The sequence below is a fragment of the Streptomyces odonnellii genome, from assembly GCF_000981895.1.
GTDB classification, from domain to species: domain Bacteria; phylum Actinomycetota; class Actinomycetes; order Streptomycetales; family Streptomycetaceae; genus Streptomyces; species Streptomyces odonnellii.
Map to the genome: position 1 here is coordinate 22857 of NZ_LATD01000220.1, position 23412 is coordinate 46268.

Annotated in this window: 20 protein-coding genes; 10 read left to right on the forward strand and 10 right to left on the reverse strand. The window is 70.3% G+C overall.

The window, feature by feature from the left end:
• The first annotated feature begins 70 nt into the window (after positions 1-70).
• From WH07_RS20795 to WH07_RS20815, 5 genes are read left to right on the forward strand one after another with little or no spacing between them, the layout of a single operon-like run.
• A complete protein-coding gene (locus WH07_RS20795; protein ID WP_079023403.1) occupies positions 71-1459 on the forward strand; it encodes an ABC transporter substrate-binding protein in 1389 nt (462 codons plus the stop codon).
• Entirely contained in the window at positions 1456-2439 is a 984-nt protein-coding gene (locus WH07_RS20800) for a carbohydrate ABC transporter permease (protein WP_046502103.1), read from the forward strand. The genes WH07_RS20795 and WH07_RS20800 overlap by 4 nt, the downstream gene beginning before the upstream one ends.
• Positions 2436-3335 (forward strand): carbohydrate ABC transporter permease, encoded by a 900-nt coding sequence (locus tag WH07_RS20805; protein ID WP_046502106.1) that lies wholly within the window; start codon positions 2436-2438, stop codon positions 3333-3335. Before WH07_RS20800 ends, WH07_RS20805 begins: the two co-directional genes overlap by 4 nt.
• Entirely contained in the window at positions 3335-4324 is a 990-nt protein-coding gene (locus WH07_RS20810) for a zinc-dependent alcohol dehydrogenase family protein (RefSeq protein WP_046502109.1), read from the forward strand. The genes WH07_RS20805 and WH07_RS20810 overlap by 1 nt, the downstream gene beginning before the upstream one ends.
• 35 nt (positions 4325-4359) lie before the next feature.
• Positions 4360-5256 carry a PfkB family carbohydrate kinase gene (locus tag WH07_RS20815; protein WP_106409643.1) on the forward strand — a complete coding sequence of 299 codons (897 nt, stop codon included), beginning with the start codon at positions 4360-4362 and terminating at the stop codon, positions 5254-5256.
• Positions 5257-5345: 89 nt separating this feature from the next.
• Here the strand turns inward: WH07_RS20815 and WH07_RS20820 are convergent, their stop codons facing one another.
• Genes WH07_RS20820 through WH07_RS20835 form a run of 4 tightly spaced genes read right to left on the reverse strand, consistent with a single transcriptional unit; the run spans position 5346 to position 9906 of the window.
• Positions 5346-6701: a GH1 family beta-glucosidase gene (locus WH07_RS20820; RefSeq protein WP_046502113.1), complete on the reverse strand. Its 1356-nt coding sequence runs from the start codon at positions 6699-6701 to the stop codon at positions 5346-5348.
• Positions 6702-6721: 20 nt separating this feature from the next.
• Entirely contained in the window at positions 6722-7582 is an 861-nt protein-coding gene (locus WH07_RS20825; protein WP_046502115.1) for a carbohydrate ABC transporter permease, read from the reverse strand.
• The gene (locus WH07_RS20830) at positions 7575-8585 is read right to left on the reverse strand and encodes a carbohydrate ABC transporter permease (protein WP_046502117.1); all 1011 of its coding nucleotides are present in this window, start codon (positions 8583-8585) and stop codon (positions 7575-7577) included. Before WH07_RS20830 ends, WH07_RS20825 begins: the two co-directional genes overlap by 8 nt.
• Before the next feature lie 10 nt (positions 8586-8595).
• Positions 8596-9906 carry an ABC transporter substrate-binding protein gene (locus WH07_RS20835; RefSeq protein ID WP_046502119.1) on the reverse strand — a complete coding sequence of 437 codons (1311 nt, stop codon included), beginning with the start codon at positions 9904-9906 and terminating at the stop codon, positions 8596-8598.
• Positions 9907-10048: 142 nt separating this feature from the next.
• Between WH07_RS20835 and WH07_RS20840 the strand changes: the two genes are divergently transcribed.
• Positions 10049-11389, forward strand: coding sequence for an ROK family transcriptional regulator (locus WH07_RS20840; protein ID WP_079023404.1), 1341 nt, complete (start codon positions 10049-10051; stop codon positions 11387-11389).
• 253 nt (positions 11390-11642) lie between these two features.
• On the opposite strand, the gene WH07_RS20845 is transcribed toward WH07_RS20840, so the two are convergent.
• Positions 11643-12770, reverse strand: a complete 1128-nt coding sequence (locus tag WH07_RS20845) for a LacI family DNA-binding transcriptional regulator (RefSeq protein WP_046502123.1) — start codon at positions 12768-12770, stop codon at positions 11643-11645.
• Positions 12771-12952: 182 nt separating this feature from the next.
• Here WH07_RS20845 and WH07_RS20850 point away from each other — a divergent pair, with 182 nt between their 5' ends.
• A complete protein-coding gene (locus WH07_RS20850) occupies positions 12953-14314 on the forward strand; it encodes a transglycosylase family protein (protein WP_046502126.1) in 1362 nt (453 codons plus the stop codon).
• Here WH07_RS20850 and WH07_RS20855 read toward each other — a convergent pair.
• A complete protein-coding gene (locus tag WH07_RS20855; protein ID WP_107073648.1) occupies positions 14195-15235 on the reverse strand; it encodes a DMT family transporter in 1041 nt (346 codons plus the stop codon). The genes WH07_RS20850 and WH07_RS20855 overlap by 120 nt on opposite strands.
• A gap of 140 nt (positions 15236-15375) precedes the next feature.
• Between WH07_RS20855 and WH07_RS20860 the strand changes: the two genes are divergently transcribed.
• The 3 genes from WH07_RS20860 to glgC are packed head-to-tail and all read left to right on the forward strand — an operon-like array spanning position 15376 to position 18645.
• On the forward strand, positions 15376-16155 hold the full coding sequence (locus WH07_RS20860; protein WP_046502129.1) for an IucA/IucC family C-terminal-domain containing protein: 780 nt from the start codon (positions 15376-15378) through the stop codon (positions 16153-16155).
• Between the two features lie 50 nt (positions 16156-16205).
• Positions 16206-17381 carry a glycogen synthase gene (glgA, locus tag WH07_RS20865; protein WP_046502131.1) on the forward strand — a complete coding sequence of 392 codons (1176 nt, stop codon included), beginning with the start codon at positions 16206-16208 and terminating at the stop codon, positions 17379-17381.
• 46 nt (positions 17382-17427) lie between these two features.
• Positions 17428-18645, forward strand: a complete 1218-nt coding sequence (glgC, locus tag WH07_RS20870; RefSeq protein WP_046502133.1) for a glucose-1-phosphate adenylyltransferase — start codon at positions 17428-17430, stop codon at positions 18643-18645.
• 45 nt (positions 18646-18690) lie between these two features.
• Here the strand turns inward: glgC and WH07_RS20875 are convergent, their stop codons facing one another.
• Genes WH07_RS20875 through WH07_RS20890 form a run of 4 tightly spaced genes read right to left on the reverse strand, consistent with a single transcriptional unit; the run spans position 18691 to position 23369 of the window.
• Positions 18691-19677: an ABC transporter permease gene (locus tag WH07_RS20875; RefSeq protein ID WP_046502171.1), complete on the reverse strand. Its 987-nt coding sequence runs from the start codon at positions 19675-19677 to the stop codon at positions 18691-18693.
• Positions 19678-19721: 44 nt separating this feature from the next.
• Entirely contained in the window at positions 19722-20690 is a 969-nt protein-coding gene (locus WH07_RS20880; protein ID WP_408645881.1) for an ABC transporter permease, read from the reverse strand.
• On the reverse strand, positions 20687-22273 hold the full coding sequence (locus tag WH07_RS20885) for a sugar ABC transporter ATP-binding protein (protein ID WP_079023406.1): 1587 nt from the start codon (positions 22271-22273) through the stop codon (positions 20687-20689). Before WH07_RS20885 ends, WH07_RS20880 begins: the two co-directional genes overlap by 4 nt.
• Position 22274: 1 nt before the next feature.
• The gene (locus WH07_RS20890; RefSeq protein ID WP_046502139.1) at positions 22275-23369 is read right to left on the reverse strand and encodes an ABC transporter substrate-binding protein; all 1095 of its coding nucleotides are present in this window, start codon (positions 23367-23369) and stop codon (positions 22275-22277) included.
• Positions 23370-23412 lie beyond the last annotated feature (43 nt).

Consider the following 23412-nt stretch of genomic DNA (forward strand, 5'->3'; position numbering starts at 1 on the left):
TCCGGAATACTTTCAGTCCCTCCGCAGTCCCCCTGTCCCCAGCAACCCGCAAATCCCAGGAGAGAACGTCATGCCCCTCCAGCCACTTCAGCACCTCCAGCAACGACGGCGTCGCGGAAGCCGAAGCGGGATCCAAGCCGCGGTCGCGAGCGCGGCCCTGATCGCCCTGCTCGCGGGGTGCAGCGGCGCGGGCGGCACCTCCTCCTCGGACGGTGACACGCTCAATGTGCTGATGGTGAACAACCCGCAGATGGTCGAGTTGCAGAAGCTCACCGCGGACAACTTCACCAAGGACACCGGAATCAAGGTCAACTTCACGGTCCTGCCGGAGAACGACGTCCGCGACAAGATCACCCAGGACTTCTCCAACCAGGCCGGGCAGTACGACGTAGCCACCATCAGCAATTTCGAGGTGCCCTTCTACGCCAAGAACGGCTGGCTCCACCCGCTCGACGAGTACTCCGCCAAGGACAAGGACTTCGACCAGGCCGACATACTCAAGCCGCTCCAGGACTCCCTCACCGCCGAGGACGGCAAGCTCTACGGCGAGCCCTTCTACGGCGAGTCGTCCTTCCTGATGTACCGCAAGGACGTCTTCGCGGCGAAGAACCTGACGATGCCCGCCAAGCCCACCTGGGCGCAGGTCGCCGATCTCGCCGCCAAGGTGGACGGCGCGCAGAAGAACATGCGGGGCATCTGTCTGCGCGGACTGCCCGGCTGGGGCGAGGTCATCGCCCCGCTGACCACGGTCGTCAACACCATGGGCGGCACCTGGTTCACCAAGGACTGGGAGGCGCAGCTCACCTCGCCCGAGTTCACCAAGGCCACCAATTTCTATGTCGACCTGGTGCGCAACCACGGCCAGGCGGGCGCGCCGCAGTCCGGCTACGCCGAGTGCCTCAACAACATGACGCAGGGCAACTCGGCCATGTGGTACGACGCCACCGCCGGCGCCGGATCGCTGGAGGCCAAGGGCTCCCCGGTCAAGGGCAAGATCGGCTACGTACCGGCGCCCGTCGACAAGACGGAGAGCTCCGGCTGGCTCTACACCTGGGCCTGGGGCATGCAGAAGGCCTCCACCAAGACCGAGAGCGCCTGGAAGTTCATCTCCTGGGCCTCCAGCAAGGAGTACGAGAACCTCGTCGGCGAGAAGATCGGCTGGGCCAACGTCCCGGCCGGCAAGCGGGCCTCGACCTACGCCAACCCGGACTACCTGAAGGACGCGGCGGCCTTCGCCGAGGTCACCAAGCAGGCCATAGCCAGCGCGAATCCGCGTGACCCGGGCACCCAGCCGCGGCCGACCGTCGGTATCCAGTTCGTCGACATCCCCGAGTTCACCGACCTGGGCACCAAGGTCTCCCAGGAGATCAGCGCCGCCATCGCCGGCAAGAAGTCGGTCGCCGACGCGCTGAAGACCTCGCAGGCTCTCGCCGAGAAGGTAGGCAAGGAGCAGCAGTGAGCACCTCCCTCGGTACCGCCCCCCTCTCCCCGGCCGGCGCATCGCGCCCCGGCGCGCCCCGGCGCACCGGCCGGGGGGCCACCGGCCGGGCCCGCGCCTGGGCCACCCGGGCCCCGCTGCTGCCCGCGCTGATCTTCCTGGTCGCGGTCACCCAGTTGCCCTTCGTGGCGACCCTGGTGATCTCGCTCTTCGACTGGAACTCGCTGGCCCCCGACGAGCGCGGCTTCGCCGGACTCGCCAACTACGGCTCGGTGTTCTCGGACGAGAGCCTGCGGGACTCGGTGTTCACCACCGTCCTGCTCACCGCGAGCGTCGTGATCGTGAGTGTGATCCTCGGGCTGCTGCTGGCCCTGCTGCTGGACCGCAAGTTCTTCGGCCGCGGCTTTGTCCGTACGCTGCTGATCACCCCGTTCCTGCTGGTACCGGTCTCGGCGGCGCTGCTGTGGAAGCACGCGCTCTACAACCCCGAGTACGGGCTGTTCAACGGGGCCTGGGCCTGGTTCACCGGACTCTTCGGGGTGTCCGGCCCGGCCCAGCCGGACTGGATCTCCGACATGCCGCTGATCGCGGTCGAGGCGGCCCTCGTCTGGCAGTGGACGCCGTTCATGATGCTCATCCTGCTCGCCGGACTCCAGAGCAGGCCCGCCGAGATCATCGAGGCCGCCAAGCTGGACGGCGCCACCACCTGGCAGACCTTCCGCTATCTGACGCTGCCGCATCTGCGCCGCTATCTGGAGCTGGGCGTGCTGCTCGGCTCGATCTACATCGTGCAGAACTTCGACGCGGTCTTCACCCTCACCTCGGGCGGGCTCGGCACCGCGAACCTCCCGTACACCATCTACCAGACCTTCTACCAGGCTCACGAGTACGGACTTGCCTCCGCCGCCGGAGTCGTCGTGGTCATCGGCACGATCGTGATCGCGACCTTCGCCCTGCGTGTGGTCTCGTCCCTCTTCAGTGAGGAGGCGAACCGCGCATGAGCGCACTCTCCGCCCCGCACGCCGCACCGGTCGCACGGCCCAGGATCGATCCGTACGCACCCGCCGCCCGGCGGGCCAGGCGGCGCTCCGCCGGGCTCGGGCTGCTGGCCTGGATCGTCGGGATCGTCTTCTGTCTGCCGGCGCTGTGGATGCTGCTCACCTCCTTCCACTCGGAGGCGGACGCGGCGACCAACCCGCCGTCCTTCGCCGCCGGGCTGACCCTCGACAGCTACCGGGTCTTCTTCGGCGCCGACGGCGGCGCGAGCCCCTGGCCGCCGCTGATCAACTCGCTGACCGCGTCCGTGTTCTCCACGGTGTTCGTGCTCGTCCTGGCGCTGCCCGCGGCGTACGCGCTCTCCATCAAGCGGGTGGAGAAGTGGACGGACGTGATGTTCTTCTTCCTCTCCACGAAGATGCTGCCGGTCGTCGCCGGACTGCTGCCGGTGTATCTGTTCGCGAAGAACACCGGGATGCTCGACAACATCTGGCTGCTCGTCATCCTCTACACCTCGATGAATCTGCCCATCGCGGTGTGGATGATGCAGTCCTTCCTCGCGGACGTGCCGGTCTCCATCATCGAGGCCGCACAGGTGGACGGCGCGCGGCTGCCGACCGTGCTGGCGCGGGTGGTGGCTCCGGTCGCCGCGCCGGGCATCGCGGCCACCGCGCTGATCTGCTTCATCTTCAGTTGGAACGAGCTGCTCTTCGCCCGGGTGCTCACCGGGGTGACGGCCCAGACCGCTCCTGTTTTCCTGACGGGCTTCGTCACCAGCCAGGGCCTCTTCCTCGCCCAGCTCTGCGCGGCGTCCGTCGTCGTCTCCCTGCCGGTGCTCGCCGCCGGTTTCGCCGCCCAGGACAAGCTGGTCCAGGGCCTTTCTCTTGGAGCTGTTAAGTAATGAGGGCAGCGATCGTCGAAGCCGTCGGCAAGGTCTCCGTCACGACGGTGCCCGATCCCGCCCCGGGCCCCCGGGACGTGGTCGTGTCCGTCGCGTCGTGCGGCCTCTGCGGCACCGATCTGCACATTCTGCAGGGTGAGTTCGCGCCCACCCTGCCGATCGTGCCCGGCCACGAGTTCGCGGGCGAGATCGTGGAGATCGGCTCCGACGTCACTGAACTGGCCGTCGGCGACAAGGTCGCCGTCGACCCTTCGCTCTACTGCCACGAGTGCCGCTACTGCCGGGCCGGACGGGGAAACCTGTGCGACCGGTGGAACGCGATCGGGGTCAGCAAGCCCGGCGGCGCGGCCGAGTTCGCGGTCGCGCCGGTGGCCAACTGCGTCAAACTGCCCGACCACATCGACGTACGGGACGCGGCGCTGATCGAGCCGCTGTCCTGCGCGGTCCGCGGCTATGACGTGCTCAGCTCGACCCTCGGCGCCGAGGTGCTGATCTACGGCTCGGGCACCATGGGACTGATGATGCTGGAACTCGCCAAGCGGACCGGCGCCGCCTCCGTCGATGTCCTGGACATCAACCCGGACCGGCTGGCGACCGCCGCCGCGCTGGGCTGCTCGCGCTCCGCCGCCTCGGCCGACGAGCTCGACCGGCCGCGCGGCTGGGACGTCGTCATCGACGCCACCGGCAATGCCGCGGCCATCCAGGACGGGATCGGCCGGGTCGCCAAGGGCGGCACCTTCCTCCAGTTCGGTGTCTCCGACTACGCGACGAAGGCGGTCATCGAGCCGTACCGCATCTACAACCAGGAGATCACCATCACCGGCTCCATGGCGGTGCTGCACAGCTATGAGCGGGCCGCCGCGCTGTTCGCCGCCGGGGTGCTCGACCCCGCGGTCTTCATCAGCGACCGGCTGCCGCTGGAGGAGTACCCGCAGGCGATCGAGCGGTTCAAGGCGGGTCTCGGCCGCAAGATCGTGGTCGAGCCGTGAGCGGAGCCGCCGTGCGGCCGGGCGCCGTCCTGGTGATGGGGGAGGCGCTCATCGACCTCGTACCGTCACCGCTGGAGCCGCGGACGTACCACGCCGAACCGGGCGGGGCACCCGCCAATGTCGCGGCCGGACTGGCCAGGCTCGGCACGCCGAGCTGGTTCGCGGGCGCGCTCGGCGGCGACGGCTTCGCGCGGATGATCGAGGAACGGCTGGTCTCGGCCGGTACCGAACTCGGTCTGTGCGCGCGCTCGGAGCTGCCCACCACGCTCGCGGTCGCCGACCCGGGCCCGGACGGCACCAGCTACCACTTCCACGTGCAGGACACGGCGACGTTCCGGCTGCCGGACCACGCGGGCGAGGTGGAACGGTTCGCGGCGGTGTACGCGGGCGGCGTCGCGGCGGTCGTCGAACCGGCCGCCGAGGCCGTCGCGTCCACCGCGCGGGCCGCTGCCGGGCACACCCTGCTGGTGGTGGACCCCAATGTGCGCGAGGACCGGACGATCGATCCGGAAGCGGGCGGGCGACGGCTGCGCGAACTGTGCGGACTGGCGCAGGTGATCAAGGCCAGTGACGAGGACGTGGCCCGGCTCTGGCCCGGCGCGGACCCTGACGAGACCTGCCGGCGGCTGGCGGGGGAGGGCAGACTCGTGGTCCTCACCAGGGGCGCCCGGGGCAGTACGGGCTACGCGGGCCCGGCCGAGCCGGTGTCCGTGCCCGCGGTCCCGGTCGAGGTGGTCAACACCATCGGCGCGGGCGACGCGTTCATGTCGGGCGTCCTCAACTGGCTGACCACGACCGGCGCTCACCGCGACGGGGGCGCCGACGCGCTCTCGCGCGACCAGGTGACACGGATGCTGGGCTTCGCCTCGCAGGTGGCCGCCTCGGTCTGCGCCCAGACCGGTACGGAACCCTCGATACCGGCCGGTATCTGAGCGATCGAGGGTGTCCCGCCGCGCCCGGAGCCACCGTCCGACCTCCCCAGGACGGTGGCTCCGGCCGTTGCACGGCGAGTGAGGGCGGGTCAGGCGGCCTTGCCGGACCCGCCGTTGGCCGCGCGGATGATGTCCGCGTAGTGGTGGCCGCTGCCCTTGATCGTGCGGCGCTGCGTCTCGTAGTCCACATGGACCAGACCGAACCGCTTGTCGTAGCCGTACGCCCACTCGAAGTTGTCCATCAGCGACCAGGCGAAGTACCCGGCGAGCGGCGCGCCCTTCTCCACCGCCCGCGCGCAGGCCGCGAGATGCTCGTCCAGATAGCGGGAGCGCTCGGGGTCGTCGACGGTGCCGTCCGCCCGTACGGTGTCGGGGAAGGCCGAGCCGTTCTCGGTGACGAAGATGCGGCGCGCGCCGTACTCGTCGGTGAGGCGGAGCAGAAGCTGCTCCAGACCCTCGGCGTGCACCTCCCAGCCCATGTGGGTGTGGCGGGCGCCGGGCACGTCGACCTGGCGGGCGAAGGGGGCGGGCCCGGTCGGGTCGTCCTGGACGATCTGGCGGAAGTAGTAGTTCAGCCCCAGCCAGTCCAGCGGCGTGGCGATGGTCTCCAGGTCGCCGGGGCGCTGCGGCAGGTCCACTCCGTACAGGTCGAGCATGTCCTGCGGGTAGCCGCGGCCGTGGATCGGGTCCAGCCACCAGCGGTTGGTGTGCCCGTCGGCGCGCACGGCCGCCGCGCGGTCCGCGTCGCTGTCGCTGGCCGGCTCGATCGGGCTGAGGTTGTTGACGATGCCGACCCGGGCGTCCGAGGAGGCCGCGCGGATCGCCTGGACGGCGAGGCCGTGCCCGAGGTGCAGATGGTACGAGGTGCGCACCGCGGCCGTGAGGTCCTTCAGCCCGGGCGCCATGGTGCCTTCGAGATGACCGATCCAGGACGAGCAGAGCGGCTCGTTCAGGGTCGCCCAGTCCTTCACCCGGTCACCGAGCCGCTCCGCGACGGCCGAGGCGTACGCGGCGAAGTGCTCGGCGGTGTCACGGGAGGGCCAGCCGCCGCGGTCCTGGAGGATCTGCGGCAGATCCCAGTGGTAGAGCGTGGCGAACGGGGTGATGCCCGCCTCCAGCAGCCCGTCCACCAGTCGGTCGTAGAAGGCGAGTCCCTTCTCGTTCACCGGTCCGTCGCCGCCGGGTACGATCCGCGGCCAGGCGATCGAGAACCGGTACGCGTCCACGCCGAGCCGCTTCATCAGCCCGATGTCCTCGGGCACACGGTGGTAGTGGTCGCAGGCCACATCGCCGGTGTCCCCGTTGTCGATGGTGCCGGGCGTGTGCGAGAACGTGTCCCAGATCGAGGGAGTGCGGCCGTCCTCGGCCACGGCTCCCTCGATCTGGTACGCGGCGGTGGCGACGCCCCAGGTGAAATCGGCCGGAAGGGCGTTGAGGTCGTTCACGGACTGCCTTTCTGAAGTGGTCACTTGACGGCGCCCGCGGTGAGGCCGGCGACGAGATAGCGCTGGAGGAGAAGGAACCCGACGACCACGGGCACGCTGACGACCAGCGAGGCGGCCATGATCTGGTTCCAGTAGACGTCGTTCTGGGTGGCGTACCCCTGGAGGCCGACGGCCAGGGTCCTGGTGGTGTCGTTGGTCATGACCGAGGCGAAGAGGACCTCGCCCCAGGCCGTCATGAACGCGTAGACGGCGACGGCGACGATGCCGGGGACCGCGGCGGGCACCACGACCCGGAACAGCGCCCGGATGGGCCCGCAGCCGTCCACCATGGCGGCCTCGTCCAGCTCCCTGGGGATCGAGTCGAAGTACCCGATCAGCATCCAGATGGAGAACGGCAGCGAGAACGTCAGATAGGTGAGGATCAGGCCGCCGCGCGAGCCGTACAGCTCGACGCCCGTGGTGTTCCCGATGTTCACGAAGATCAGGAACAGCGGGAGCAGGAAGAGGATGCCGGGGAACATCTGGGTGGACAGCACCGTGACGGTGAAGACCCGCTTGCCGCGGAACCGGTAGCGGCTCACGGCGTACGCGGCGAACACCGCGATCACCACCGAGAGCGCGGTCGCCGAACCCGCCACGATCAGCGAGTTGACGAAGTACTTGGCCAGCGGAACGGTCGACCAGATGTCGATGTACGGACGGATCGTGAAGTTCGCCGGGAACCACTCGAAGGTGCCCGACACATCTTCCAGCGGCTTGAGCGAGCTGCTGACCATCACATAGACGGGCAGCAGCGCGAAGGCCGCCAGCAGTGTCAGTACGACGCGGCGCGTCCAGACGAACGACTGCGGCGGTGCGATGGGAGACCTGGGCCTAGCCATTCGAGCCCTTCCTTCCCCGTGAGGTGAGGAGCAGATAGACCGCCGTGACGACCAGCAGGAAGAGCAGCAGCAGTACGGACATCGCGGAGCCGGAACCGAAGTTCCAGGTGACGAACGACGACTGGTAGATATGGATCGAGATCAGATCCGCCGCTTCCGGCGCCGACTTGCCGAACAGCACATAGGGCGTGTTGAAGTCGTTGAACGTCCAGAGGAACAGGACGAGCACCAGCACCTGGTTGACCGGGCGCAGCGACGGCAGGGTGATCTTGCGGATCTGCTGCCAGATGCCGGCCCCGTCGATGGAGGCGGCCTCGTACAGATCGCGCGGAATGTTCTGGAGCGCGGCCATCAGCATCAGGAACGCGAAGGGCCAGGACTTCCAGAGAGAGACGACGACCAGCGCGATGAAGCTGTTGTTGCCGATCAGCCAGAACGACGGTTTGTCGGTGAGGCCGAGCTGGTCGTGCAGGACGTGATTGATGATGCCGTTGTCGTGCTGGAACATGAACGCCCAGGTGATGACCGCCGCGTAGACGGGCAGGGCGTAGGGCACCAGAAAGATCGTCCGCAGTATGTTCCGGCCGCGGAAGTTCTCCTGGAGCATGATCGCCGCTGCCACTCCGAACAGCCAGGACAGCCCGACGGAGAGCACGGTGAAGGCGCAGGTCACCAGGAACGAGTGGAGCAGCGCCTGCCCGATGGGGGCGTCGAAATCAATGGCGATCTTGTAGTTGTCGAAACCGGCGGAGGGGGAATTGCCCCAGTTCCGGATGAAGAACTGGGTGAGCTGCCGGAAGCTCACCCAGATCCCGATCACCATCGGGATGATGTGGATGAGCAGTTCGAGCACAACCGCGGGCAGCAGCAGGAGATAGGGCAGACCGCCCTGACGGATCCGGTCGGGGATGCGCAGCGGACGGCGTCCGCGCGCACCCCCGTTGTCCGTCTTCTCCGGATTGCCCGCCTTGTGCCCACTGCTGGGTGTCACGGTGGCGGTCATGGGGAGAGCCTCACTGCGCCATCTGCTGCTGGGCCTTGGTCAGGGCCGCCTTGACGGATTCGGTGGTCACCGGCTTGCCGGCCGCGGCGTCGGCCCACAGGCCCTTGACGGCCGCACCGACGGTCGTCTCGAACTGCGACTCGTTCGCGACCTGGGGGAGCGGGGCGGCGCTGGTGGAGAGCGTGTCGCGGAGGACCTTCAGGTCGGGTGCGGCGAACGCGGCGTCGGTCTGCGCGGCCTTCACGGGCGGGATCGCGCCGAAGGTCTTGTTGAGCAGCTTCTGCTCTTCGTCGCTCGTCATGAACTTAACGAACTTCTTGGCGCCGTCGATGTTCTTGGTGTTCTTGAACACCGCGATGTTGATGCCCGCGACCATGGAGTTGGTCTGGGTGCCGGAGCCCGGGGTGCCGGACTGGACCGGAACGGGGGCGACGCCCCAGTCCTCGGGCTTCATGCCCTGCGAGGCGAAGGTCGAGGCCGCGGCCTGCCACAGCACCATGGCGGTCTTGCCCTTGGAGAAGTCCTGGAGGGACTGGTTCTGGGCGTACTCCGCGTTGCCCGGAGCGATGATCTTGTCCTTGGCCATGAAGTCGATGTACTGCTTCACAGCGGCGACCGCGCCGTCGGAGGTGAAGGTCGGCTTGCCCGCCTTGTCGAAGAAGTCGACACCGTGCTGCTTACCGAGGGCGAAGACCTGGTGGATGTTGTTGGAGTTGTTGCCGCCCTCGGCGCCCAGCGCCCACTTGCCGTCCTTGGAGATCTTCTTGCCGTCCGCGACCAACTGGTCCCAGGTGGCCGGCGGCTGGGTGATGCCGGCGTCGGCGAACATCTGCTTGTTGTAGTAGAGCGCGTACGCCAGCGAGTACAGCGGCACGGCGGCGGGGTCCTGACCCTCCGCACCGGCCGAGGCGACCGCCGACTCGACGAAGCGGTCCCGGCCGCCGATCGCGTCGAAGTTCTTCTGGTCCCACGGCAGCAGCGCGCCCGTCGCCTGCAGCGAGGCCGACCAGGTGTTGCCGATGTTCAGCACGTCGGGGCCCTGACCCGAGGTGGTGGCGGCGAGGATCCGGTTGAGCAGATCGGACCAGGGGATGACTTCGAGCTTCACCTTGATGCCGGTCTGCTGCTCGAACTTCTTCAGTTCGGGCGTGAGTATCTTCTTGTCCGCCTCGATGTTGGGCCCCTGGTTGGATGCCCAGTAAGTCAGGGTTTTGGGCGATTCGTTACTTCCGCCGTCGCTGGAGGAACCGCCGCCGCAGCCGGTGATGGCCGTGAGGGCACTGACGATGGCGACTGCTGCTGCGGCTCTGATGGTGCGCATGTGGGATGGCCCCTTTCCGGGGGTGGCAGCGTTCGGGAGTCGAACGGCCTCCATGACTTAATTTATGACGTGATTTAAGAGGTGAGGGAAGGTCGCGTCAAGGTTTGTGACCGGGGTATGTTGCGTCCACGGAAGGAGCACCATGGGAGAGCGCGGCAGACGGACGGTGCGTGACCTGCGAAGGGACAACCGTGCCAGGGTTGTACAACGGTTGTATTTCGACGGTCCGCTCAGCCGCCAGGAGCTCGGTCCTGCCACTGGGCTGAGTTCAGGCTCTATCAGCAACGTCGTTGCCGAACTCGCCGCCGAGGGCCTTCTGGAGGAGGCCGGCGTGGTCGACTCGGACGGCGGCCGCCCCCGTACGCTGCTGCGCGTCGCCCCCGGCGGCGGACTGCTCATCGGCATCGACATCGGCGAGACCCGGGTCCGGGTCGAGCTGTTCGACCTGTCCCTGACGGAACTGGCCCGCACCGACCGGCTGCTGGCCCAGCACGGTTACGATGTCGAACGCATCGTCTCCCATGTCCGTACCGGCGTCGCGGACGTACTGCGCGACACCGGGGCCGACTCCGGGCAGCTCCTCGGCATCGGCATCGGGGTCCCCGGGATCATCGAGCGCGGTGGCCGGGACGGGGCCGTGGTGCACGGGCAGACCATCGGCTGGACCGCGGTGCCCTTCGAGCGACTGCTGCGCGAGGTCCTCGACGTACCGTCCGAAGTGCCGCTGTTCATCGACAACGGAGCCAAGACGCTCGGGCAGGCCGAGATGTGGTTCGGCGGCGGCCGGGGCGCCGGTACGGCGGCGATCGCGCTCATCGGCTCCGGTGTCGGCGCGAGCGTCATCCACGGCGGCGCGCTGGTCGAGGAGAGCGGCCGGGGCAGCGCGCTCGAATGGGGCCACACCACCGTGCACATGCGCGGCCGCCGCTGCCGCTGCGGCTCCATCGGCTGTCTGGAGGCGTACGCCGGAGCGGAGGCGATGCGCGAGCGCTGGTACGAGGCGGGCGGGCCGCTGCCGGACGACGCCGACGACGAGACGGCGCTGGCCGCGCTGCTCGCGGCGGCCTTCCCCGGACCTGACGGGCCCGAGCCCGACCCGGTGGCGGTGTCCCTGCTCGACGACACCGCGGAGTGCCTGGGGGCGGCCGTCGCCGATCTGACCAATCTCTTCCTGCCCGACCGCATTCTGCTCGGCGGGTGGGCGGGGCTGCTGATCGGACCGCATCTGCTGCCCGCGATCCGGCGGCACGCGGAGGCGTACGCGCTGACGCACGCGGCGGCGCGCACCACGATCGAGCTGGGGCAGCTCGGCCCGGACGCGGTCACGGTGGGCGCGGCGACCCTGCCGCTCGCGGCGTTCCTGGCCCGTGGCGGCAGTCGCCCCCGCGTCCCCGGGCCGGCCGCCGAACCGGACCCGGGCGGAGTCGCGGCGCCACGCCGCTGGCGCCGCGCGTCGACGCCGACGGGCGGCACACCGGGGTGAGAGCGGGCCGGTACCGGAAGCCCGGGGGGCGCAGCGTCCGCCGGACGCCTCCGGTGGTGTTCCGCCGATAGTGCCGGGCTCGCGGGGTCCGGCACGCACACTTACGGTGTTGTCGTCCGTCGCCAGGACTCCGCCCCGGCTCCTTCCTCCGCCTTGCGATCGCACGCACCGGAGCCAGCTCACCGATCCGGCCCGGTCGACAAGACACCCCCTGGACGCAGGTCGCGGGCCGCGGGTTCAGTCGCCGCGGCCGTCAGGCCGAGTCGCGTACCACCAGGGACGGTTCGAAGATCACCGAGGTGACCGCGCGGTCCGAGCCGGACAGGCGGTCCAGCAGCAGGCGGGCCATCTCCGCCGCCATCTCCTCCACCGGCTGCCGGATCGTGGTCAGCGGCGGCCGGCACGCCAGCGCCGCGCTGCTGTCGTCGAAGCCGACCACCGCGACATCCTCCGGCACCCGTCTGCCGTGCTCACGCAGCACATGGCACGCGCCCACCGCCATCAGGTCGTTCGCCGCGAACACCCCGTCCAGATCCGGGTGTTCGGCGAGCAGCCGCTCCATCGCGCTCTCGCCGGTCTCCTGGGTGAACCGTCCCTCGGCGATGGGGATGTACGGATGGCCGTGCCGTGCCATCGTGTCCCGGAAGCCCGCGAGCCGGTCCTGGCACGCCGGTACGTCCAGCGGCCCGGTGATCGTGGCGATGCGCCGGCAGCCGCGCGCCAGCAGATGCTCGGCCGCCAGCCGCGCGCCGTCCTGGTGGGCGAGATCGACATAGCTGATACGGGCCGGCCGGGCGGGACGCGCGTACAGCACGGCGGGCAGCCCCGCGTCCGTGATCAGCTCGGGCAGCGGATCCTCGGCGTGCGTCGACACGACGAGCGCGCCGTCCGCGCTGCCCTGCCGGAGATACGAGACGACCTCGTCGCGGGCGCCGGACGTCTCGGCGAACATCAGGACCGGGTACATGCCGTGCGGCCGCAGATAGTTGACGACCCCTGTCACCACCCGGCCGAAGAACGGGTCGGCGAAGACCCCCGCCGTGAAGGAGTTGTTCGCGCCGTCCGGCCCGGCGTCCCCGTCGCCCTCCGCGGAACCCCGGGCGGCGACGGCCGGGGCGGTCGCCGAGCCGTCGGACGAGTCGTCCCCCGCCCCCGAGACCACCAGCGCGATCGCGTCCGCGCGCCGGGTGACCAGGGAGCGCGCCGCGCGGTTGGGCGTGTAGCCGGTCGCGGCCACCGCCTGCCGCACGGACTCCTGTATCACCGGGTCGACATTCCGGACACCGTTGACGACCCGCGAGACCGTCGCGCGCGACACACCGGCGGCTCGCGCCACATCCTCCAGGGTGGGCGCTCCTGCCGGTCGCGGGTGTTCCGTCATGCCCCTATTTATAGCAGCAGTGGAGAGCGCTCTCCGTGGTCTTCGCTGGTGAGCGCGGTGATGGCGGCCGACGCGGGGAACCGGGCACCGGTCGCCGGTAGTTGAGGTCTTGTCACGGTCCGTGCCCAGCCCGTAAGTTGTCCGCTTGCGACGTGTCCTACAGCCAGTGGGGGAGCCCAGTCATGGCCGCAACCGGTCGGCACCGCAGGTACCAGCCGAGTCGTATCAACCGTGCGTCGCTGACCGTCACGGCGGGCGGCGCGGGGATGGCACTGCCGTTCATAGCCGCGGGGTCCGCGCACGGGGCGTCGGTCGACGTCTGGGAGAAGGTCGCCGCCTGCGAGTCGACCAACAACTGGCAGATCAACACCGGTAACGGCTATTACGGCGGGCTCCAGTTCAGCCAGTCCACCTGGGAGGCGTACGGCGGCGAGCGGTATGCCCCGCGCGCCGATCTCGCCACCAAGGACCAGCAGATCGCGATAGCCGAGAAGGTGCTCAAGGGGCAGGGCCCCGGAGCCTGGCCCTCCTGCTCGCCCGGCGCCGGCCTGACCCGTGGCGGCGACGCACCGGACGTCGCCCCGGACCGCGCCCGCGACGGCGGCAATACGCCCAAGGCTGCGAGCGAGCGGACGAGCGGCCCGATCCAGACGAAGGCCGGGCAGGGCGCGAGGACCGAGCAGAGCCGGCCCAAGAAGGCATCCCCCACCACCGTCCCGACGCAGCGCGAGGGATACACCGTCGCGCGTGGTGACTCGCTCTCCGCGATCGCCGTCGAGGAGTCCGTCAAGGGCGGCTGGCAGCGGCTGTACGAGGAGAACCGCGGGCTGATCGGCGGTGACCCCGATCTGATCTTCCCCGGCCAGAAGCTCGTCCTGCATGTCCTCGCGCCCCCGAAGGGCGGCGCCACCACCGCGCCGCCCAAGGACACGGCGAAGCCCGTACCGGCCGAGAAGCCCAAGCAGACCGTCCAGCAGAAGAAGCAGAAGGCACAGGACAAGCCGGAACAGGCCGCGAAGCCGAAGCAGACGGAGCAGAAGACCCAGCAGGCCGCGAAGCCCAAGCCCCAGCAGCAGGCGGCCAAGCCCAAGCCCAAGCCGCAGCAGGTGAAGGCACCCGCCCGCGCCGAGAAGCCCGCCTCGGGCGCGGTATCCGCCCCGGTATCCGCCTCCACCGGCACCCGGTACGGCCAGCCCGGCTCCTGGGCCAGCGGCTACCACACGGGCGTGGACTTCCCCGTCCCCACCGGCACTTCGGTCAAGGCCGTCGCCGCCGGGCACGTGGTCTCGGCAGGCTGGGCGGGCTCGTACGGCTACCAGGTCGTGATCCGGCACGCCGACGGCAAGTACAGCCAGTACGCGCATCTCTCCGCGCTCAATGTGCGCGAGGGCCAGCAGGTCAGCGGCGGCCAGCGGATCGCCAGGTCAGGGTCGACCGGTAACAGTACGGGGCCGCATCTCCATTTCGAGATGCGTACGGGGCCGGACTACGGCTCCGACATCGACCCGCTGGCCTATCTGCGGGCCGCGGGCATCCGCGTCTGAGGCTCCTCCCGGGGCCGGGGCCACGGCATTGTCCGGGGCCCCGGCGGGACCGGGCGCCGTGACGTGGTCCAGCGGAGCCCCCGGACCGCCCGCCGCCACCCCGGGCCGCTCCATCGTGAGCAGGACCAGCCCGGCAGCCGCCACGGCACCGAAGCCAAGCGCCAGCCCCGTTCCGAGGAAGCCGTAGCGGAACTCCTCGCCGAAGAGCGTCAGCCCCACGCCCGCGGCCACCACCGGATTGACGACGGTCACCGTGGCCAGCGGAGCGGCCAGCCCGGCGCCCCGGTAGGACGCCTGCGACAGCAGCAGCCCGCCGGCCCCGAGGACCGCGATCAGCAGCAGGCTCGGCACCTGCACGGCCGCGGTGTCCGAGGCCCAGTCCACCGTGACGGTCTTGGTGAAGACCGAGGAGATCCCGAACGCCACACTCGCGGCGGCCGCCAGCAGCACACCCCGTACCGCCGGCCGCCCCACCCACCGCGCGGCCAGGAACAGCACCCCCACGGCGCCGAACGTGGCCGCGGCCAGGGCGAGCCGCTGCGGGCCGTCCAGCGACTGGGAGTCGCTGCCCGAGGTCAGCGCGAGCAGCCCCACCAGACCGGCGGTCGCCATGAGCGCGCCACGCCAGGCGGTGCGCCCCGCCCTGCGGCCCACGAAGAGCGCGGCCAGCGGCAGTGCGAAGACGATGGTGAGCGCGCCCAGCGGCTGGACCAGGCTGAGCGGCCCGTACGCCAGCGCCACGACATGGAGCACCCCGCCCAGCCCGTTCAGCGCCACGGCCGCCCACCACACCCCGTGGTGCAGGGGCGCATAGGGGCGGTCGGGGGTGTGCGCCGCGACGCGCTCCTGGAGGATCGCGCCGACCGCGTACGCGAGGGCGGAGACCAGGGACAGCAGCACGGACAGCGCGAGGGCACTCATGCGCCCACGATCTCTCTTCCGGCTGTCTTCGGCGTCGTCCTGAAGAGGTCAATCCGGTGTACTGCTGTCGTAGTACGAGGTGGAGCCGGATGTCCCCCCATAGAGGTAATGTCACGGATGCTGACCGATGGGGGGACGGGGTGGACCAGCGACACCAAGACGGGACCGGGCACTCACGCCGGCCCGACTTCGCCCTCATCGCCTCCGTCGGCGGCTTCTTCGCACTGCGGACCGGCGCGCCCGGTCCCGCGCATGTCCCGCTCGCCTCGGTGTACGAGGGCGACCACCGCCCGCTGACCGCCCGGGTCGACACCGTCGCGGCCCGGCTGCGCGCCCCCGAGCGCCGGATCGCCGCCTCGATCGCGCAGCTCGGGCTCGCCGCCCGGCTCTGGTCGGTCGCGCTGGGCAGCGCCGTACTGACGGGTGCCGTCCCCGGCCTCGACCCGCGCGAGCTGCGCTGGGACCCGGACCTGACCTCGCCCGACGACCTGGTTCTCACGGCGGACCTCGCCACCGCCCGGACCCTGCCCGCCACCGCCGCGAGCGTGCGCGAGGTGGTGCAGTACGGCCATCTCGTCCCGCTCTCCGACGCCCTGCGGCGCGAAGGGCGGATCTCGCCCCGGCTGTTGTGGGGCAATGCCGGTTCCGCGCTCGCCGGAGCCGTCCGGGAACTGAGCCGCTGGGGCGAGCGGAACGGCCGGCCGGAGGTGGCGGAGCGCGCCGAAGCCCTGGCGGCGGAGCTTTTCGGCCATCCCGACCTCCGTACCACCGGCACCTCCTTTCCCGGCACGTCGCCGGTCGGATCCTTCAGACGCCGGAGCTGCTGTCTCTACTACCGCTGCCCCACCGGCGCCCTCTGCGGGGACTGTGTCTTCGACCGGCCACCGCCGCGGTCTTCCGTCCGGGCCGGATCCGGGTGACGATGACAGGGCTGCGATCGCCGGGCGGGGACGCGAGAACGGGGGATGGCGTGAAAGTCGGCCTGCTCACGCGCGAATATCCGCCTGACGTCTACGGCGGAGCGGGCGTCCATGTGGAATTCCTCGCCCGGGAGCTGCGCGCCCTGACCGATCTCGAAGTGCACTGCTGGGCCGGGAGCGAGGACTCCGCATCGGAGCGGGACGAGGGAGTGGTCCGCCACCGCGCCGCCGCCGGGCTCGACGGGGTCAATGACGCCCTGCGCACCTTCTCGGTGGACCTGTCCATGGCGGCCGCGCTCGACGGATGCGAGCTGGTCCACTCGCACACCTGGTACGCGAATCTCGCCGGCCATGTCGCCAAACTGCTCCATGGCGTCCCCCATGTGGTGACGGCCCACTCGCTGGAGCCGCTGCGCCCCTGGAAGGCCGAGCAGCTCGGCGGCGGTTACGCCCTCTCCGGTTGGGCGGAGCGTACGGCCACCGAGGCCGCGGACGCCGTCGTCGCCGTCTCCCGGGGCATGCGCGACGACATCCTCACCTGCTACCCCGCGCTCGACCCGGCCAGGGTGCGGGTCATCCACAACGGCATCGACACCCGTCTCTACCGCCCCGACCACGGCACCGCCGTACTGAAGCGGATCGGACTCGACCCCGAGCGGCCCTTCGTCCTCTTCGTCGGCCGGATCACCCGCCAGAAGGGCGTGCCGCATCTGCTGCGCGCCGCCCGCGCGCTCGACCCCGACGCGCAGCTCGTGCTCTGCGCGGGCGCGCCGGACACCCCGGAGATCGGCCGGGAGTTCCGTGAGCTGGTCGAGGAGTTGGGAAGGACCAGGGACGGTGTTCACTGGATCCCCGAGATGCTGCCGCGCCCCGAGGTGATCCAGCTCCTCACCCATGCCACGGTGTTCGCCTGCCCCTCGGTGTACGAGCCGCTCGGCATCGTCAATCTGGAGGCCATGGCCTGCGGCACGGCCGTGGTCGCCTCGGCGGTCGGCGGTATCCCCGAGGTGGTGGACGACGGCGGTACGGGGCTGCTCGTACCGTACGACGAACGCCATCCGGAGGCCTTCGAGTCCGGCCTCACCGAGGCCCTCAACCGGGTGCTCGACGAGCCGGAGTCGGCGGCCCGGATGGGGGCGGCGGGCCGGGAACGCGCGGTGCGTGACTTCGGCTGGGACCAGGTCGCCCGGCGTACGTTCGAGCTGTACGAGGAGCTTCTCAAGTAGTCCGGACAGTGCCCGGGCGAACAGAACCCGAACAGAGGGAGCGGCGATGCGTGGCGGACCTTCGGTACTCGGGATCGTCCTGGCGGGCGGGGAGGGCAAACGCCTGATGCCGCTCACCGCGGACCGGGCCAAGCCGGCGGTGACCTTCGGCGGTACGTACCGCCTTGTGGACTTCGTGCTGTCGAATCTGGTGAACGGCGACATCCTGCGGATCTGTGTGCTGACGCAGTACAAGTCGCACTCGCTGGACCGGCATGTGAGCACCACATGGCGGATGTCCAGTCTGCTCGGGAACTATGTGACCCCCGTCCCCGCGCAGCAGCGGCTCGGCCCGCGCTGGTATCTGGGCAGCGCGGACGCGATCCTCCAGTCACTCAATCTCGTCCATGACGAACAGCCGGACTACATCGCGGTGTTCGGGGCCGACCATGTGTACCGGATGGATCCGCGCCAGATGCTCGAACAGCACATCGAGAACGGCGCGGGCGTCACGGTCGCGGGGATCAGGGTGCCGCGCGCCGAGGCCTCGTCCTTCGGCGTCATCACGCCCGCCACGGACGGCACCCGGGTCGAGCGGTTCCTGGAGAAGCCGGCCGATCCGCCCGGACTGCCCGGCGACCCCGAGCGGGTCTTCGCCTCGATGGGCAACTATCTCTTCACCACCAAGGTCCTCGTCGACGCGCTGCACCGGGACGCCGAGGACGAGAACTCGGTGCACGACATGGGCGGTTCGATCCTGCCGATGCTCACCGAGCGGGGCATGGCCCAGGTCTACGACTTCCAGGACAACCATGTGCCGGGGGAGACACCCCGCGAGCACGGCTACTGGCGCGATGTGGGCACCCTCGACTCGTACTACGACGCGCATCTGGACCTGATCTCGGACCAGCCGGTCTTCCGTCTCGACAACCGGCGCTGGCCCATCTACACCCACCCCGGCCAGCTTCCGCCCGCGCGGTTCGTGGCGGGCGGTATCGCGAGCGAGTCGGTGGTCGGGCCCGGCTGTGTCATCCGCGGCCAGGTCACCCGGTCCGTGCTCTCGCCGGGGGTGGTGGTGGCGGAGGGCGCGGTGGTGCAGGGCTCGGTGCTGCACGACAACGTACGGATCGGGCGGGGCGCGGTGGTGCGCGGCTCGATCCTCGACAAGAACGTGGATGTCCCGCCCGGCGCGACGATCGGTGTCAACCCGGTCCGCGACCGGGAGCTGTACACCGTCTCGCCGAACGGGATCATCGCGCTGGGCAAGGGGCAGCGGGTGCTCTGACGGGCCGGGTGCGGGTCCCGGCCCGTGCGGTGACCGGTCGTACGGTCAGAGCATCCGGCGCCGCCGGCCCAGCCAGGTCTGGGCGATCACCACGACCGCCAGGAATGCGCCGCTGACGACCTGTTGGTACGCCGAGTCCAGCGAGCCGATCTGGTTGATGACGTTCTGGATGACCTTCAGCAGCAGCACCCCCACCAGCGACCCGCTGATGAAACCGAAACCGCCGGTCAGCAGGGTGCCGCCGATGACCACCGCGGAGATCGCCTCCAGCTCCATACCGGCGCCCAGAATGGTCACCCCGGAGACCAGCCAGGCCGCGTTCAGCGCGCCCGCCAGCCCGGCGCAGAGCCCGGACAGGGTGTAGACGGCGATCTTCGTACGGGCCACCGGGGCACCCATCAGGGCCGCCGCGTCCTCGTTGCCGCCGACCGCGTACACGTACTGCCCGAACCGGCTCCGGCGCAGCGCGACCGCTCCCAGCACGAAGAGTGCCACCGTGATCCACACCGGAACGCCGATCCCCAGGAGGGTGTCCTGCCCGAGGCGGGCGAAGAAGGAGGTCTCGTCCACCAGATAGGTGGTCGAACCCTCGTCGGTGACCGACAGCAGCACACCGCGCGCCAGCAGCATCGCGGCCAGCGTCACGATGAACGGGGCCAGCCGTGCCCGGGCGATCAGCAGACCGTTGACCAGGCCGATCAGTCCGCACACCGCGAGCGGCAGCAGCAGGGCGACGGCCGTGCCGTACTGGGAACCCCAGGCGGCGAGCACCCCGCCGAGGGCGAACAGCGAGCCCACCGAGAGATCGATACCGCCGGTGATGATCACAAAGGTCATGCCGAGGGCGACCACGGCGAGGAACGCCGAGGAGACCGCCATGTTCTCCAGATTGTCGCCCGTCGCGAAGGTGTCGAAGCCGATCGAGGCGGCGGCGGCCACCAGGATCAGGGTGACAAGGGCGCCGTGCCGCTGTGCCAGCGCGCTCAGCCGCTCGGCCCGGCCCGCACCGGGCGGCTCCTCGGCCGTCGGCACCGAACCGGCCCTGGTCCCGACGGAGTCGCCTGTCTCCACCGTGGTCACCGCTTCCCCCGTTCCCGGGCCGCGTACACCGCGAGCACGATCACCACGGCTTGGGCGATCTGTGTCCAGGACGGCGGCAGATCGTGTTTGATGAGCGTGGCCGTGAGCAACTGGATCAGCACGGCGCCCGCCACCGTGCCGCCGATCCTGATCCGCCCGCCGCTCAGCGGGGTGCCGCCGACCACCACGGCGGTGATCGCGGACAGCTCCATCAGCGTCCCCAGCGAGGTCGGATCGCTCGCCTGGAGCCGGGCGGTGGCCAGTACTCCCGCGACCGCGGCGAGCACGCCCGAGCAGATGTAGACCGTGATCAGCACCCGGCGGACCGGGAGTCCGGCGAGCTTCGCGGCCGGCCTGCTGTCGCCGATCGCCAGAAGCTGCCGGCCGAAGGTGGTGCGACGTACGGTGAACGCGACGGCCAGCGCCAGCGCGGCGGCGATCAGCGCCGGGTACGGGACGCCGAGCAGATCGCCCGAGCCCAGCGAGGCCACCCCCGGGTCCCGGACGTCCTTGAGCTGGGGGAGCAGTACGAGCGCGAGCCCGCGGCCCGCGACCATCAGCGCCAGGGTCGCCACAATGGGCTGCACCCCGATGAACGAGATCAGCGAGCCGTTGGCCAGACCGACCGCCGCCCCGCCGATCAGGGCCACGATCACCGCGACCCAGGGGCCGTAGCCGAGATAGAGCGAGAGCAGCGAGGTCGACAGCGCCATCACCGAGCCGACCGACAGATCGACCCCCTCACTGCCGATGGCGAGCGCCATGCCGAGTGCCACGATCAGGACGGGAGCGACCTGGACGGCCTGGGTACGGAAGTTCTCGGCGGAGAGGAAATGCGGGGTGAACAGGACGTTGGCCAGCAGCAGGACGGCCACACCGGCATAGACGCCGTACTCCTGAAGGTACGTCAGAAGCCTGGTGCGGTCCAGGGGTGCGCGCCGGGGCGCGGCCAGTTCAGTCGTCACGGCCTGTCCCTCCGGTCGGCGTCGGGGCTCCGGGCTGCTCCGGCCCGTTCGGCCACTTCGAGCGGCTCCGGCGCTCCGGTCGGCTCCGGGGCCCGGGTGCCTTCCGAGGCGATCGCGCGCAGCAGCCGCTCCTCCGTCACCTCGGTCCCGGTCAGCTCCGCCACCACCGCGCCGTCCTTGAGGACCACGACCCGGTCCGAGCCCTCGATCAGCTCTTCCATGTCGGAGGAGATCAGCACCACCCCGAGCCCCTCGTCCGCGAGTTCGTCGATCAGCCGTCGCACCTCGGCCTTCGCGCCGACATCGATGCCCCGGGTGGGTTCGTCCAGCAGCATCACCTTGGGCCGCATGGCGAGCCAGCGGGCGAGCAGCACCTTCTGCTGATTGCCCCCGGACAGCTCGCCCACCTTCTGGTGCGGTCCGGCGGTCTTGATCCGCAGCCGCTTCACAAAGGTGTCCACGACCCGGTCGACCCTGGCGTCGTCGACCAGTCCGAAGCGGGCGAGTCCGGGCAGCGCGGCCAGCGCGATGTTCTCCCGCACGGAGAGCCCGGGCACGATGCCCTCGGCCTTGCGGTCCTCGGGCAGCAGACTGATCCCCGCCCGGATCGCGGCGGGCGTGGAGCCGGTCCGTACGGGAAGTCCCGCCACCAGCACCTGACCGCTGTCGGGCGGCAGCGCCCCGGCGATGGCCCGGGCGGTCTCGCTGCGGCCGGAGCCCAGCAGCCCGCCGAGCCCCACCACCTCACCGGGCCGCACCGACACCGACACTCCGTGCAGGGAGTGACGTACCGTCAGATCCCTTGCTTCGAGCACCGGTTCGCCTCCGCTCGCGCGTGCCCCGGTGGTCGCGGCGCGCGCCTCGCCCAGCTCGCGGCCCAGCATCAGCGACACCAGGCTCAGCCGGTTGAGACCGGCGAGGAGCCCGGTGTGCACCCGCTTGCCGTCGCGCAGCACGGTGACCGTGTCGCACACCTCGTACAGCTCGTCGAGCCGGTGGCTGACATAGATCACCGCGATCCCGCGCTCCCTGAGCGCCCTGATCACCCCGAACAGGGTGCGGACCTCGCGCGGTTCGAGCGACGAGGTCGGCTCGTCCATCACCACCAGCCGGGCGTCCGCCGCCATGGCCCGCGCCAGCGCCACCATCTGCTGGGCGCCGACTCCGAGCGAGCGCAGCGGCCTGCGTACATCGACCCGCAGGCCGAGCGCGCGCAGCGCCTCGTCCGCCTCCCGGTGCATCCGTCCGAAGTCGATCAGCCCGAGCCGGCCCCGCGGCTCGCGCCCGAGGAAGAGATTGCGGGCCACGCTCATCAGCGGGACGAGATTGACCTCCTGGTAGATCGTGGAGATCCCGGCGTGCTGGGCCTCCAGCGGGGTGGCGAACCGTACCGGCCGGCCCTGGAGGACGATCTCGCCCGCGTCCGGCCGGTACACCCCGGTGAGCAGCTTGATCAGGGTGGACTTGCCGGCGCCGTTCTCCCCGATCAGCGCGTGGACCTCGCCGGGCCCGACGGAGAGGTCCACCCCGTCCAGGGCCCGGGCGCCGGGGAAGGTCTTGGTCAGTCCCGTCACCGACAGCACGTCAGTAGGCCTTGCTCAGACCGGACTCGGCGTTCTCCTCGGTGTACGCGCTGTCCTGGATGACGATGTCCTGGGCGACCTCCTCGCCCTTGGTGAAGGCGTCGAGGGTCTGGAAGGCGAGCGGTCCGAAGCGCGGGTTGGACTCGATGACCCCGGAGATCCAGCCGTCGACGATGCCCCGCACCGCGTTGCGCGTCCCGTCCACCGTAACGATCTTGACGTCCCCGGGCTTCTTGCCCGCGCCCTTCAGGGCGTTGACCGCGCCGAGGCCCATCTCGTCGTTCTCGGCGTAGATCCCGGTGATGTCCGGGTTGGACTGGATGAGCTGTTCGGTGACCTGCTGGCCCTTCTCACGGGCGAACTCGCCGGTCTGCTCGAACACCACCTCAAGGCCCGGGGCCTCGGCCGCGATCCGGTCCTTGAACCCCTTGGTGCGCTCGGTGGTGACATTGTTCCCGGCGGCGCCCAGCAGAATGGCGACCTCGCCCTTGCCGCCGGTCGCCTCGATCATCCGGTCCGCGGCCCGCTTGCCCTGCTCGATGAAGTCCGAGCCGATGAAGCTCACATAGTCCTTGCATGGCGTCGCGTTGATCTTCCGGTCGACGGTCACGATCGGGATCTGCTTTGCCGCGGCGGCGCGCAGCACCGGGCCCCAGCCGTCCGAGTTGAGCGGGGCGATCACCAGCAGATCGGCGCCCTTGGCGATCAAGTCCTGCACATCGCTGATCTGCTTGGAGAACTGGCTCTGCGCGTTGGCGGTGAGCAGCTTGACGCCCCGCCTCTCCGCCTCGGCCTTGATGGAGGCGGTTTCGGCGATCCGGAAGGGGTTGGCCTCCTTCTCGGACTGGGAGAAGCCGACGGTCGCGTCGGCGAGATCGGTCTTCGCGCCGCCGAACCGGTCGATGGCGCAGGTCTCGGTGTTACCGGCGCTCGGAGTGGCGACCACCTGGCCCGCGCCGCTGTCGTCGGCGGCGGCGGAGGTGTCACCGGCCGCGTCGTCCTCGGACTTCGCGCAACCGGTGAGCGCGAGAGCGGCGGTGAGAGCGGCGGCGAGCACGGTCGTGGTCGTGTGGCGGCGGACGGCGGAAGACTTCATGGCGGAACCCCATCTCGGCGCGGCCCCGGCGCGCTGAGCGCCC

Excerpts from the sequence above, each read along its gene's own strand:
- WH07_RS20795 (WP_079023403.1), top strand. The coding sequence starts at position 71 with ATGCCCCTCCAGCCACTTCAGCACCTCCAGCAACGACGGCGTCGCGGA.
- WH07_RS20805 (WP_046502106.1), top strand. The coding sequence starts at position 2,436 with ATGAGCGCACTCTCCGCCCCGCACGCCGCACCGGTCGCACGGCCCAGG.
- WH07_RS20810 (WP_046502109.1), top strand. The coding sequence starts at position 3,335 with ATGAGGGCAGCGATCGTCGAAGCCGTCGGCAAGGTCTCCGTCACGACG.
- WH07_RS20815 (WP_106409643.1), top strand. The coding sequence starts at position 4,360 with ATGGGGGAGGCGCTCATCGACCTCGTACCGTCACCGCTGGAGCCGCGG.
- WH07_RS20825 (WP_046502115.1), bottom strand. The coding sequence starts at position 7,582 with ATGGCTAGGCCCAGGTCTCCCATCGCACCGCCGCAGTCGTTCGTCTGG.
- WH07_RS20830 (WP_046502117.1), bottom strand. The coding sequence starts at position 8,585 with ATGACCGCCACCGTGACACCCAGCAGTGGGCACAAGGCGGGCAATCCG.
- WH07_RS20835 (WP_046502119.1), bottom strand. The coding sequence starts at position 9,906 with ATGCGCACCATCAGAGCCGCAGCAGCAGTCGCCATCGTCAGTGCCCTC.
- WH07_RS20840 (WP_079023404.1), top strand. The coding sequence starts at position 10,049 with ATGGGAGAGCGCGGCAGACGGACGGTGCGTGACCTGCGAAGGGACAAC.
- WH07_RS20845 (WP_046502123.1), bottom strand. The coding sequence starts at position 12,770 with ATGACGGAACACCCGCGACCGGCAGGAGCGCCCACCCTGGAGGATGTG.
- WH07_RS20850 (WP_046502126.1), top strand. The coding sequence starts at position 12,953 with ATGGCCGCAACCGGTCGGCACCGCAGGTACCAGCCGAGTCGTATCAAC.
- WH07_RS20855 (WP_107073648.1), bottom strand. The coding sequence starts at position 15,235 with ATGAGTGCCCTCGCGCTGTCCGTGCTGCTGTCCCTGGTCTCCGCCCTC.
- glgC (WP_046502133.1), top strand. The coding sequence starts at position 17,428 with ATGCGTGGCGGACCTTCGGTACTCGGGATCGTCCTGGCGGGCGGGGAG.
- WH07_RS20890 (WP_046502139.1), bottom strand. The coding sequence starts at position 23,369 with ATGAAGTCTTCCGCCGTCCGCCGCCACACGACCACGACCGTGCTCGCC.